The organism is Rhodopseudomonas palustris (assembly GCF_003591005.1).
Lineage (GTDB): Bacteria > Pseudomonadota > Alphaproteobacteria > Rhizobiales > Xanthobacteraceae > Rhodopseudomonas > Rhodopseudomonas palustris_K.
The window spans coordinates 74,253-87,346 of the sequence record NZ_QYYD01000008.1; the positions used below are offsets into that span (position 1 = coordinate 74,253).

Annotated in this window: 8 protein-coding genes; all 8 read right to left on the bottom strand. The window is 67.4% G+C overall.

Features of this window, described 5'->3' with window-relative positions:
- Positions 1 to 183: 183 nt before the first annotated feature.
- On the bottom strand, positions 184 to 1,566 hold the full coding sequence (locus D4Q52_RS09505; RefSeq protein ID WP_119856429.1) for an ethanolamine ammonia-lyase subunit EutB: 1,383 nt from the start codon (positions 1,564 to 1,566) through the stop codon (positions 184 to 186).
- Between the two features lie 74 nt (positions 1,567 to 1,640).
- On the bottom strand, positions 1,641 to 2,519 hold the full coding sequence (locus D4Q52_RS09510) for a transglutaminase family protein (protein ID WP_119856315.1): 879 nt from the start codon (positions 2,517 to 2,519) through the stop codon (positions 1,641 to 1,643).
- A complete protein-coding gene (locus D4Q52_RS09515) occupies positions 2,516 to 5,017 on the bottom strand; it encodes a circularly permuted type 2 ATP-grasp protein (RefSeq protein ID WP_119856316.1) in 2,502 nt (833 codons plus the stop codon). Before D4Q52_RS09515 ends, D4Q52_RS09510 begins: the two co-directional genes overlap by 4 nt.
- Before the next feature lie 23 nt (positions 5,018 to 5,040).
- On the bottom strand, positions 5,041 to 8,385 hold the full coding sequence (locus D4Q52_RS09520; RefSeq protein ID WP_119856317.1) for a DUF2126 domain-containing protein: 3,345 nt from the start codon (positions 8,383 to 8,385) through the stop codon (positions 5,041 to 5,043).
- 363 nt (positions 8,386 to 8,748) lie between these two features.
- Positions 8,749 to 10,272, bottom strand: a complete 1,524-nt coding sequence (locus D4Q52_RS09525; RefSeq protein ID WP_119856318.1) for a UxaA family hydrolase — start codon at positions 10,270 to 10,272, stop codon at positions 8,749 to 8,751.
- Between the two features lie 167 nt (positions 10,273 to 10,439).
- Positions 10,440 to 11,216, bottom strand: coding sequence for an HpcH/HpaI aldolase family protein (locus D4Q52_RS09530; protein WP_119856319.1), 777 nt, complete (start codon positions 11,214 to 11,216; stop codon positions 10,440 to 10,442).
- A gap of 142 nt (positions 11,217 to 11,358) precedes the next feature.
- Positions 11,359 to 12,444: a malate/lactate/ureidoglycolate dehydrogenase gene (locus D4Q52_RS09535; RefSeq protein ID WP_119856320.1), complete on the bottom strand. Its 1,086-nt coding sequence runs from the start codon at positions 12,442 to 12,444 to the stop codon at positions 11,359 to 11,361.
- A gap of 71 nt (positions 12,445 to 12,515) precedes the next feature.
- Positions 12,516 to 13,049: a homoprotocatechuate degradation operon regulator HpaR gene (hpaR, locus tag D4Q52_RS09540; protein WP_119856321.1), complete on the bottom strand. Its 534-nt coding sequence runs from the start codon at positions 13,047 to 13,049 to the stop codon at positions 12,516 to 12,518.
- Between the last annotated feature and the right edge of the window lie 45 nt (positions 13,050 to 13,094).

A 13,094-nucleotide genomic window follows, 5' to 3' on the forward strand; every position in this document is an offset into this window, starting at 1 on the left:
TTCGAATGACGGGGCGAATTCAAGCCGTCTGACCTAACCGTTCAATGCCGAATCTGGTTCCGAATTCCGCAAAACAATACCAACCGAACTTCGCTATCCCGATCTAATCACGGTGCAATTCGTGCGGCCACTGATTTCTTCGGGAGCCTTGCGGGACAGCACGGCCGTGGAGCTGCAGACGCGTCAGGCGATCAGACGGCTGGCAAATTCAGGCAAACGTCCATCGGTCGCCGCGAGGCGGAAGTCTGCACCGGCGAGACCAACGCGCCGCAGCCACTCGTCGAACTCCGGCGCGCGCTTCAGGCCGAGCAGGTCGCGGACGTACAGCGCGTCGTGGAACGAGGTCGACTGGTAGTTCAGCATGACGTCGTCGGCGCCCGGCACGCCCATGATGAAGTTGACGCCGGCGGTCGCCAGCAGCGTCAACAGCGTGTCCATGTCGTCCTGATCGGCCTCGGCATGGTTGGTGTAGCAGATGTCGACGCCGAGCGGCAGGCCGAGCAGCTTGCCGCAGAAATGATCCTCCAGCCCGGCGCGAATGATTTCCTTGCCGTCGTAGAGATATTCGGGACCGATGAAGCCGACCACGCTGTTGACCAGCAGCGGCGCAAACGCCCGCGCCACCGCGTGGGCGCGCGCCTCGCAGGTCTGCTGATCGACGCCGTGATGGGCGCCCGCGGACAGCGCCGAGCCCTGCCCGGTCTCGAAATACATCACGTTGTCGCCGACCGTGCCACGCTTCAGCTTCAAACCCGCGTCGTGGGCCTCCCTCAGCAGCGCCAGGTCGATGCCGAAGCTGCGATTGGCCGCCTCGGTGCCGGCGATCGACTGAAACACCAGATCGACCGGCGCGCCCCGCTCGATCAGCTGCAGCGAGGTGGTGACGTGGGTGAGCACGCAGCCCTGGGTCGGGATGTCGAGACGCGTGACGACGTCGTCGAGCAGCCGCACCAGATCGCCCAGCACCGCCGGGTCGTCGCTCGCCGGGTTGATGCCGATGCAGGCGTCGCCGGCGCCGAGCAGCAGGCCGTCGAGAATCGACGCGGTGATGCCGCGGGCGTCGTCGAACGGATGATTGGGCTGCAGCCGTACGCTCATTCGTCCCGGCAACCCGATGGTGTTGCGAAAGCGGGTGACGTTCGTGCACTTCTTCGCCACCAGGATCAGATCCTGATTGCGCATCAGCTTGGACACCGCCGCCGCCATCTCCGGCGTCACGCCGCGGGCGATCGACGCAAGCACGGCCGAGGTCACAGCATCCGACAGCAGCCAGTCGCGAAAGCCGCCGACCGTGAGCGAGGCGATCGGCGCGAACGCCTGCGCATCGTGGCCATCGACGATCAGCCGCGTCACCTCGTCGTCTTCGTAGGGGATCACCGACTCGTCGAGAAACCGTCGCAGCGGCAGGTCGGCCAGCGCCATGCGTGCGGCGACCATCTGCTCGGCAGTTTCGGCGGCAATGCCGGCGAGCCGATCACCGGAGCGCGGCGGCGTCGCCTTGGCGAGCAGGTCGCGCAAATTGTCGAACACATAGGCAACGTTGCCGATGACGTGACGATAGGACATGGCCTCTCCGGCGCCGCGCCCGGCGGGCGACGCGCTGCATCGTAGCATCGGTGATGCCGATGCGCGACCCGCGCTTACTCCACCGGGATCACGTCCACCGCCACCGCCAGCTTCTGCCGCCGCGAGCCGACGATGACGCCGTCGACCGGCGAGACGTCGGAGAAATCGCGCCCGACCGCCAGCACGATGTGATCGTTAGCGACGAGCAGGTCGTTGGTCGGATCGAAATCCACCCAGCCGGTCTCATTGCCACACCACACCGACACCCACGCATGGGTCGCATCCGCGCCCTGCAGCCGCTCCTTGCCTGGCGGCGGATAGGTGCGCAAGTAACCACTGACATAGGCGGCCGGCAGCCCGAGCCCGCGCAGTCCGGCGATCATCACATGGGCGAAATCCTGACAGACGCCGTGCCGCTTCTCGAACACTTCGGCGAGCGGCGTCGAGATCACCGTGGCCTTGGAGTCGTATTTGAAGTCGGTGTGGATCCGCCGCATCAGCTCCGCGGTCGCCGCAAGGATGCCGCGCGCCGGCGTAAAGCTCTTGGCCGCATAGCGCGTCACGGCCGACTGGATCGGCGCCAGCGCGCTCGGAAAGACGTAGCCGACCGGCGCGTGGGCATCGAGGCTGGCGCATTGCAGCGCCGATTCGCGCACGCTCTCCCAGGCGCTGCTGCCGGCATCGCGCGCCGGCGGCACGCGGTCGATCGCGACCCGCGAGCGGCTGTCGATCCGCAACGCCTTGTGCGGCGTCTCGATGACGATGCTCTCGGTCGGGATGCCGAAGAAATCGACGCGCGTTGTTCGCGTCGCCGGCTTCGGCTTGATCTCGATACTGTGCGAGATCAGCTTCTGGTGCACATCGGTGACCGGCGTCAGCCGCAGCGAGCAGCGCGCGAAGCTGACCTGGCTGCCGTAGCTGTAGCTGGTGACATGACGGATATCGTAGATCACGCCAGCCCCGTCAGTTTCTCCGGCCGCGTCGCGCTGGCGCCGTGCGGGAAATAGTGCGAGCCGATCGCGTCGGCGAGCGACAGAAGGTCCTGCTCGAGCGCGAACAGCTTGCGGCTGTCGAGCTCCGACGCTTCCGCCGTGGTCAGCGTCGCCTGCAGCGCCACGGCGAGCCGCTGCGGCCGCTCGATCATGCCGCCTTCCTTCAGGGTCGGCAGGCTGGCGATGTGCTCGTTGAGCTCCTGAACCTGAAACGCGACCGAGCGCGGATTATACGGATCGAGCACCGCGAGATCACGCACCGGCGCCAGCAGCGGCGCCAACAGATAGCGCGACCGATAGGTGATCTGGCAATCGATCAGCGTCAGCAGGACGTCGAGGTCTTCGGCGGAGGCGTCCTCGCCGGCGAACTGCCGTGTCCAGCGCGCGGTGTTGATAGCGCGCTCGATGCGGCGGCCGAGCCGCAGGAAGCGCCAGCCGGCGGCGCGGTTCATGTTTTCCTGCGACAGGCCGGAGAAGCTGGCGAGCTCCTGCAGGGTGATCTCGGCGAGCGCGATCACCGCCTCCTCGTCCTCGGCCGGCTCCGCCAGCCGATCCGCCGTCTGGGTGATCACCTGCCACGCGTCCGGCGACAGCCGCTCGCGCAGCGAGGAGGCGTTGCGCTGCGCGGCGCGGATCAGCGACAGCGCGGAGCCGAACTCCTCCTCGCTGTGCAGCGCGTCGGCGGCGATCTTCGCGGTCTGGGTGCGCGCGGTCAGCGAGGTCGCGCCCCAGCTGATCAGCAGCCGTTGGATGCGCTCGATCGCCTGATGCTGCGGACCCTTGCCGGGGTCGCGCTGCGGCACGCTGAGCGCCCGCACCAGCCGCAGCGTCGCCTCGGCGCGTTCGAGATAGCGGCCAAGCCAGAACAGATTGTCGGCGGCGCGGCTCGGCAGCAAGCCGGTGATGCGCCGGATGCGGACATTGTCGACCGCCGGCAGCAGCGACGCGGTCGACACCGCGCCTTCCGACACCACCCAAACGTCGGCGGCACGGGCGCCCTCGCCCATCGACACCGCGCGCGAGTCCAGCCGCTCGGCGATCCGGCAAAAGCCGCCGGGCATGATCGACCAGCCGTGCTCGGTGGCGGCGGCGAAGACGCGCAGCACGAACGGCCGCGGCGCCAGCTTGCCGTCATCCCATACCGGGGTGGTCGACAGCCGGACCTGCTCCTGCGCCACGTAATCCATGCCGCGCGTCGCGATCGCCTCGCGCAGATGATCGCGCACCACCGGCGGCAACTCGGCCGGCAGCACCGGCCCCTTGTGCGAGAACCCCGGCAGCGTCTGGCCGTAGGCGCCTTCGATGACGAAGTCGTCGAGCCGCGACAGCACCTCCTCGCGCGCCGAGGCCTGGCCGCACCACCAGGTGGCAATGTGCGGCATCCTCAGATCTTCGCCGAGCAGGCGACGGCTGAGGCTTGGTAGAAAGCCGAGAAGCGACCGCGCCTCGATGACGCCGGCGCCGGGCATGTTGGCGACGACGACGCCCGACTTGCGCAGCACGTCGATCAGGCCGGGCACGCCGAGCTGCGACGAGGCGTCGAGTTCGAGCGGGTCGAGTGAATTGGAATCGACCCGGCGCAGCAGGACGTCGAGCCGCTTCAACCCGGCGACGGTGCGGATGTGGACGCGATCGCCGGACACCGCAAGATCGTCGCCCTCGACCAGCAGAAAGCCGAGATAGCGCGCCAGCGTGGCGTGTTCGAAATAGGTCTCGCTGAACGGTCCCGGGGTCAGCACGCCGATCCGCGGCTCGTCGCGGTCGGCGCTGGCGCGCAGGCTGTCGCGAAACGCCTCGAAGAACGGCGCGACGCGCTCGACATTCATCGATTTGTACAGATCGGTGAAGGCGCGGGACAGCACCAGGCGGTTTTCCAGCGCGTAACCCATGCCGGACGGCGCCTGGGTGCGATCGCCCAGCACCCACCAGCGGCCGTCGGGGCCACGTCCGATATCGGCCGCGTAGATCCGCAGATAGCGCCCGGCCGGCGGCTTCACGCCCGCCATCGCACGCAGATATTCCGGGCTGCCGGCGATCGCCGCGGGTGGGATCGCGCCCGAGGCGATCAGCTGGCCGTCGCCGTAGAGGTCCTGCAGCACGGCTTCGAGCAGTGTGGCGCGCTGCGCGATGCCGGCGGCGATCTGCTGCCATTCGGCTTCGTCGATCAGCAGCGGCACGTGGCTCAGCGACCACGGGCGCTCGGTGGCATCGGTCGGCGCCCGGTACGTGACGCCGGCGTCGCGCAGATGCCGGTCGGCGGCGCCGAAGCGGCGCTCGATTTCGTCGGCCGACAGCGCCGCGAAGGCGTCGAAATAGCGCGACCACACCGGGCGCGGCATGCCGTCGTCGCCGAGGAATTCGTCCGGGATGCCGGGCAGCCTCGTATAATCGCGCGTCCATTGCGCGACCTTTCGGTCGCGCGGACGGACGCGTTTCGCCTGACTGCCGCCCTGCGCCATGGAAGCCCCCTCTGCAGCTTGAATCAATGCAGCAGCGGGGTGCGCAAGTCGAGGGTCAAGGGGAATTCAAGTGTGCGTTCTTCGTGCGGCGGGTCGATCTTGCCCGGGGTGTGGCCGTGATCCTGGAAGCGCGCCAGCCGCCGCGCCTCGGCTTCGTAGGAATTGACCGGGCGCGTTTCGTAGGACCGCCCGCCGGGATGCGCCACATGATAGACGCAGCCGCCGAGCGAGCGGCCGTTCCAGGTGTCGACGATGTCGAACACCAGCGGCGAATGCACCGGGATGGTCGGGTGCAGCCCTGCGGCCGGTTGCCACGCCTTGAACCGCACCGCCGCCACCGCCTCGCCGGAGCGCGCGGTCGGCGTCATCGGCAGCCGGCGGCCGTTGCAGGTGATGACGTGGCGGCCCTCGACGAAGCCCTCGGCCTTGACCTGGAGCCGTTCGACCGAACTATCGACATAGCGCACCGTGCCGCCGGCGGTGCCCTCCTCGCCGAGCACATGCCACGGCTCCAGCGCCTGCCGCACCTCCAGCGTGACCCCGCCGTGATACACGCTGCCGAACACCGGAAAGCGAAACTCGAGCTGCGCCGTGAACCACTCCGGCTCGAACGCATAGCCGGCGCGGCCGAGCTCGCCGAGGACGGCGCGGAAGTCCTCCCAGAGGAAATGCGGCAGCATGAAACGGTCGTGCAGCGCCGTGCCCCAGCGCACGAACTTGCCGTCGAGCGGCTGCTTCCACAGCATCGCGATCAGCGCGCGGATCAGCAGCTGCTGCGCCAACGACATGCGCGGATCGGGCGGCATCTCCAACGCGCGGAATTCGACCAGGCCGAGCCGGCCGGTCGGGCTGTCCGGCGAGAACATCTTGTCGATGCAGATCTCGGCGCGGTGGGTGTTGCCGGTGATGTCGACCAGGATGTTGCGAAACAGCCGGTCGGCCAGCCACAGCGGCGCTTTCACGCCAGGCGGCGGCACCTGGGCCAGCGCGATCTCCAGTTCGTACAGCGAATCGTGCCGCGCCTCATCGATCCGCGGCGCCTGGCTGGTCGGGCCGATGAACATGCCGGAGAACAGATAAGACAGCGACGGATGCCGCTGCCAGAACAGCACCAGACTCTTGAGCAGATCGGGCCGGCGCAAAAACGGCGAGTCGGCCGGGCTGGCGCCGCCGACCACGACGTGATTGCCGCCGCCGGTGCCGGTGTGGCGGCCGTCGATCAGGAAGCGATTGGCGCCGAGCCGAACCTGCGCGGCTTCTTCATACAGGCCGAAGGTGGTGCTCACCGCCTCGCGCCAGTTCTGCGCCGGATGGATGTTGACCTCGATCACGCCGGGATCGGGCGTCACCTTGATCACTTCGATGCGCGGATCGAACGGCGGCGGATAGCCTTCGACATGGACCCGGAGCTGCATTTCCTCGGCCGTTGCTTCGACCGCGGCGATCAGCTCGAGATAGTCCTCGATCTTCTCGGTCGGCGGCATGAAGGCGCACAGCACGCCTTCGCGGATCTCGATCGACATCGCGGTGCGGACGCCGCCCTTGCGCAGCTTCTGCTCCTCGACGGCCTGATTAGCAGCGCCCGTGGTGGCCACCGGCTGTTCGAACACCGGCATCTGCTCGGGCTCGGCCGCCGGCGGCGGCGCGAAACTCATCGGCGCGTAGTTCGGCAGCGGACCGCGCGGATCGAGCGGATCGCGCTCGGTGATGTACGGATAGTCGTCTTCGGGGATATGCGGCAGCGAGGCGATCGGCAACCGCAGCCCCATCGGCGAATCGCCCGGCACCAGAAACAGGTTGCCGCGGCGCAGTTGCCAGCGCTCGCTGCGCCAGCGCTTCTTCGGCTGCTGCGCTTCGGCCTGCCACGCCTGGATCGGCAGCACGAATCCCTTCGGCGTAGTCAGCCCGGAATCGAACACCCGCGCCATCCGCGCGCGCTCTTCCGGATCGGCGAGCTTGCTGTCGGACGGATCGACGTTCGGCGGCAGGCTGGCTTCCTTCTGCAGCCAATGGTTCGGATCCTCGAACGCCGGCAGCACGTAGTCGGTGTCGATGCCGAGCCGCTTGGCGGTGCCGATCGCGAACTGCTCGGCCTCCTCGACCTTGGCGGGGCGCTGGCCGAACACCGGCGCGATCAGGTCGGCATTCTTCCAGATCGGCGCGCCGTCCTTGCGCCAGTACAGGCCGAACGCCCAGCGCGGCAGGCTTTCGCCGGGGTACCATTTGCCTTGGCCGAAATGCAGCAGGCCGCCCGGCGCGAACCGGGTGCGCAGCCGGCGGATCAGATCGTCAGCCAGCATCCGCTTGGCGCCGCCGACCGCGGCGACGTTCCACTCCGGCGATTCCATGTCGTCGATCGACACGAAGGTGGGCTCGCCGCCCATCGTCAGCCGCACGTCCTGCGCGGCAAGATCGGTGTCGACCTGATTGCCCAGCGCATCGAGCCGCGCCCAGGATTCGTCGGAGAACGGCAATGTGATCCGCGGCGCCTCGCGAATACGCTCGACCTTCATCTCGAAGTTGAAGTCGACATTGGCGAAGCCGACCACGCCGGAGATCGGCGCCGCCGTGCGATAATGCGGCGTCGCGGCGACCGGGATATGGCCCTCGCCGGCGAGCAGCCCCGAGGTGACGTCGAAGCCGACCCAGCCGGCGCCGGGCAGATACACCTCGGCCCACGCGTGCAGATCGGTGAAGTCGCTCTCGGCACCCTTCGGGCCGTCCAGCGCCTGGATGTCGGGCTTGATTTGAATCAGGTAACCGGAGACGAACCGCGCCGCGAGGCCGAGATGGCGCAACGTCTGGATCAGCAGCCACGCCGAGTCACGGCACGAGCCGCAGCCGTTGCTGAGTGTCTCCTCCGGCGTCTGCACGCCGGGCTCCATGCGGATGATGTAGTTGACGCGCTCGCGCAGTTTGGCGTTGAGGTCGACCAGGAAGTTGACGGTGCTCTCCGCCTGCCGCGGGATCTGATCGAGATACGCCTGGAACAGCGGCCCTGGCTGCTCGGTGACCAGATAGGGCGCGAGTTCGTGCTGCAGGTCGGCGCTGTAGGCGAACGGGAAGCTCTCGGCGTAGCTCTCGACGAAGAAGTCGAACGGATTGATCACCGTCATCGCCGCGGTGAAGTCGACCTCGATCTTGAGCTCGCTGGCCTTCTCCGGAAACACGAACCGCGCCAGCCAGTTGCCCTGCGGATCCTGCTGCCAGTTGATGAAGTGATTGGCCGGCGTGACCTTCAGCGAATACGACAGGATCGGCGTCCGCGTATGCGGCGCCGGACGCAGCCGGATGGTCTGGGGGCCGAGGTCGATGGGGCGGTCGTATTTATAGTGCGTGACGTGATGTAGGGCGACGAAGATCGACACAGGGCAGCTCCAGCATTCTTTTTAAGCAGAACACCGGAACCCGGACCAATCAAGTGCGAACAAAGGGCAAGGCGTGCTTAAGGATGGGGCGGAGCCCCAAGCACCGCGTCATCGCCCCAAGCACCGCGTCATCGCCCCACCCACCACGTTAGCGCCCGCGCAGGCGGGCGACCCAGTATTCCAAAGCGCTCGAGTTTGTGGCGCGCGCCGCCTCTGCGTCATTGCGAGGAGCGAAGCGACGAAGCAATCCAGCTCCGTGCACCCGGCTGGATTGCTTCGCCTTCGGCTCGCAATGACGTGGACAAGCAATCGTTTCAATGGCCGACGTGAAGCCCGGCTCTCAGTTCCAGGCTTCACCGCCCCCTACATCGTCGCCCCCTGCACCCACGGCGCAAACTCCGCTGCGCCGAAGTCGAAGCTTTCGCTTTTGGTCGGCTGGCCGGACGCGGTCTTCAGGATCAATTCGAAGATGCGCTGGCCGCATTGTTCGACGCTCTCGGCGCCGTCGAGGATGGTGCCGCAGTTGATGTCCATGTCGTCTTCCATCCGGGTGAACATCGGCGTGTTGGTGGCGAGCTTGATCGACGGCGCCGGCTTGCAACCGAACACGCTGCCGCGGCCGGTGGTGAAGCAGACCAGATTGGCGCCGCCGGCGACCTGGCCGGTGGCGGCCACCGGGTCGTAGCCGGGCGTATCCATGAACACGAAGCCCTTGCGCGTGATCGCCTCGGCGTAGTTGAGCACGTCGACCAGATTGGTTGAGCCGGCCTTGGCCATCGCGCCCAGCGATTTCTCCAGAATGGTGGTGAGGCCGCCGGCCTTGTTGCCGGGCGACGGATTGGCGTTCATCTCGGCGCCCTCGCGCGCGGTGTAGTCCTCCCACCAACGCATCAGCCCGACCAGCTTCTCGCCGACCTCACGCGACACCGCACGGCGCGTCAGCAGGTGCTCGGCGCCGTAGGTCTCCGGCGTCTCCGACAGCACGACCGTGCCGCCGTAGCGGACTAACAAGTCGCTCGCGGCGCCGAGCGCCGGATTGGCCGAGATGCCGGAGTAACCATCCGAGCCGCCGCATTGCAGCGCGACGGTGAGTTCGCTGGCGGCGACCTTCTCGCGCTTGACATTGTTGGCATCGGCCAGCGCCTCGCGCACGAACGCCACGCCGGCCTCGACGCTCTTGCGGGTGCCGCCGAGTTGCTGAATCTCGAGTTCGCGCAACCTTCCGGCGAGCTTCTGCTCGGCCATCAGCCCGCCGATCTGATTGATCTCGCAGCCGAGCCCGAGCACCACCACGGCGGCGAAATTGGCATGGCGCGCGTAGCCGCCGAGGGTGCGGCGCAGGATGGTCAGCGGCTCGTCCTGCGTCATGCCGCAGCCGGTCTTGTGGGTCAGCGCGACGACGCCGTCGACGTTCGGGAAATCGGCCAGCGGATCGTGGCCGCTGAATGGGTTGCGCTTGAACACGTCCGCCACCATCGAGGCGACATGGGCACTGCAGTTCACACTGGTGAGGATGCCGATGTAGTTGCGGGTGGCGACGCGGCCGTCGGCGCGGACGATGCCGTCGAAGCTGGCGGGTGTATCGACATAGGCGGTCGGCCGCGCGTCGACGCCGTACGCGTAGTCGCGGGAAAAGTCGCCCATGCCGCAATTCTGCGTATGCACCCACTGCCCCGGCGCGACCGGCTGCGTCGCGAAGCCGATGATCTGGCCGTAGCGCCGGATCGGCTCGCCCGGCGCGATGACGCGGATCGCCACCTTGTGGCCGGCGGGAATGCGATCGCTCGTGCTGACACCGGGCGCCACCTCCACGCCGGGCAGCAACGTCGTCCGCGCGATCAGCACCGCGTCGTCGGGATGCAGGCGGATGGTCGGGGATGGGGACACCAGCAGTCTCCTTGGCTCGCGAGGTAGCCGCACTCACAATCGTCATCGCCGGGCTCGACCCGCCTGCCGGGCCGAAGCCCCTTCGGCGCGGCGAAGGCCCGGCGATCCATCTTGCGACGAGGGATGGATGCGCGGGTCAAGCCCGCGCATGACGCCGTGCTTGTTACTTACGCCTTGCCACCCGAATTCTTCCGCGTCTCGCCGACCCACTGCCGCGCCGCGACTGCCATGATGCCGCTGTCGTTGAGCAGCGTCACCAGCTTGAAGCCGAGCGCGATGTTGCGGGCGGCGCCTTCGGGGCCGGAGCAATGGATGCCCGGATAGATGCCGCGCTTCTCGCATTCCTTGAGCAGCTTGTCGTAGATCTTCAGGATCTCGGGCTCGTCGCGGTCGAGCTTCGGTACCAGGCCGTAGGAAAAGCCGAGATCGCTTGGGCCGATATAGACGCCGGCGATGCCCTCGACGTCGAGGATCGCCTCCATGTTCTCGACCGCGGTGCGGGTCTCGATCATCGGGATGCACAGCGTCTCGTCATTGGCGGTCGTCTGATAATTGCCCGACGAGCCGTACAGGCCGGCGCGGATCGGGCCGTTGCTGCGCGTGCCACGCGGCGGATACTTGCAGTACTGGACGAAGTTCTCGGCTTCCTGCTTGGTATTGACCATCGGGCAGATCACCCCATAGGCGCCGCCGTCCAGCACCTTGCCGATGACGCCGGGCTCGTTCCACGGCACCCGCACCATCGGCGTCACCGGATGCGCCTGCATGCCCTGAAAACAGGCCACCATCGACTGATAATCCTGCACGCCGTGCTGGATGTCGACCGTGATGCTGTCGAAGCCGCACTGCGCCATCACCTCGGCCGAAAATCCCGACGGAATCGCCAGCCAGCCGTTGACCACGACCTTGCCGTCGGCCCAGAGTTGTTTGACTTTGTTTGCCATCTTGTTCCTCGCGTTCTTGCTGGGCGATATTGTTAGTTCAAGCCGTCATTGCCGGGCTTGACCCGGCAATCCATCACCTTGCGAAGAGAGATGGATGCGCGGGTCAAGCCCGCGCATGACGACTGAATGCGGAGTGAGCACCTCACGCCGTCGCCGCCTGGATGGCCTGCTCGGACACGCCGACTTCCCGCGCGGTCGCGACGATCGCCGCCCAGGTGTCGTCGGGCAGCGGCACGCCATTAGCCGTGCGCTCGGCGCGGGTCTTCTGTTCGGGATCGCCTGGGATCAGAACCTGGTCGACACCGGCGACCGTCCTGGCGCTCTTGAAGTAATCGATGTAGCGCGTCACTTCGGCGTCGAATACGTGCGCCGGGTCGATCCGCGCCGGATCGACATAGATCGAGAACATGCCGTTGGCGAACGGCCGGTCCGGCCCGGTGGCGCCGTTGCCGGTGAGCGCGCCGCCGAGCAGTTCGCAGATCAGCGCCAGGCCCGAGCCCTTGTGCTCGCCGAAGGCGCGGATCGCGCCCTGGCCGTTGACGTGGTTGATCGGGCCGTCCTTCTCGTGCGGCCCGTAGAGCGTCGCCGGGTCCTCACTAAGGCTGCCGTCGGGATTGATCAGCGCACCTTCCGGCAGCTTCTTGCCGCCGCGCGCGGCGACCAGCACCTTGCCTTCCGCGACGATCGAGGTTGCGAGATCGAGCACCACCGGCGCGGCGCCAGGACGCGGAATGCCGACGCAATACGGCGCCGTCGACAGCCGGCGCTCGACGCCGCCGAACGGCGCGACCAAAATCGATCCCGCCGCGGTGACGAAATGGATCGACACCAGGCCCTCGGCCGCGGCCATCTCGGCCCAGTCGCCGATCCGGCCGATGTGGCCGGCGTTCTTCAGGCCGACCGCAGACAACCCCTGCGATTTGCATTTGTCGATGCCGATCCGCACCGCCTGCGGGCCGACGGTCTGGCCATAGCCGAACTTGCCGTCGACGATCGCCAGCGACGGCAGATCGACCGGCACGTCGACCACCTGATCGGGATGCACCGCGCCGGCGTTGCGCCAGCGGATATAGACCGGCACGCGGATCACGCCGTGGCTGTCGTGGCCAGTGAGGTTCGCGGTGGTGAGATAGGAGCCGATGCGGCGCGCTTCGTCCTTCGACGAGCCGGCACGCTCGAACACCGCGGCGACGAAATCGATCAGCCTGTCGACCTGCAGCGTCACCATGGCAGCGTACGCCCGCGACGAGAAATCTCGCGGCCGCGGCCTTGCCGCGCCGGCCAGCGCTGCCCGATCATTCATCGCCCTCCCTGTGCGGCCGCGCGTTTCGCCGGCCGTCGGTTGCCCGGCGCAGTTGACCGAAAATCCGCGTCGCTGTCCACCGCATCAGCCGCATGCCGCACCGGCATCGCAGTCAGGTGAGCCTCGAGTGCAATCAACATATCCTGCAGCGCAGCGAGTTTTGCGTTGCCGAAGTGAAGCGCGATATCGGTGTAGATCCGTTCGGAGGACGGCGCGACGGTCTCGATCAGTTGCAAGCCCTTGGGCGTGATCGACACCCGATTGCGGCGCTGATCGTTCGCGGCGAGCTTGCGCGCGATCAGCCTGCGGCCCTCGAGATCGCGCAGCATCCGCGACAGGCTCGGCCCGAGCAGGAACGCGCGCTCGGCCAGTCCGGCGACCTCGATCGCTTCGACATCGGTGAGCGCGCGCAGGATGCGCCATTGCTGCTCGCTGAGCCCGTGGGCGCGCAGCAGCGGCCGGAAATGCCGCATCACCGCCTCACGGCCGCGCAGCAACGCCATCGGCAGCGAGCGCGAGAAAGTCCGCATCGGGAGTTGTTTGTTGCCCCCGTGCTTGTCGTCGTCATCGCGAGA

Excerpts from the sequence above, each read along its gene's own strand:
- D4Q52_RS09505 (WP_119856429.1), bottom strand. The coding sequence starts at position 1,566 with ATGTCCTATCGTCACGTCATCGGCAACGTTGCCTATGTGTTCGACAAT.
- D4Q52_RS09515 (WP_119856316.1), bottom strand. The coding sequence starts at position 5,017 with ATGGCGCAGGGCGGCAGTCAGGCGAAACGCGTCCGTCCGCGCGACCGA.
- D4Q52_RS09530 (WP_119856319.1), bottom strand. The coding sequence starts at position 11,216 with ATGGCAAACAAAGTCAAACAACTCTGGGCCGACGGCAAGGTCGTGGTC.
- D4Q52_RS09535 (WP_119856320.1), bottom strand. The coding sequence starts at position 12,444 with ATGGTGACGCTGCAGGTCGACAGGCTGATCGATTTCGTCGCCGCGGTG.
- hpaR (WP_119856321.1), bottom strand. The coding sequence starts at position 13,049 with ATGCGGACTTTCTCGCGCTCGCTGCCGATGGCGTTGCTGCGCGGCCGT.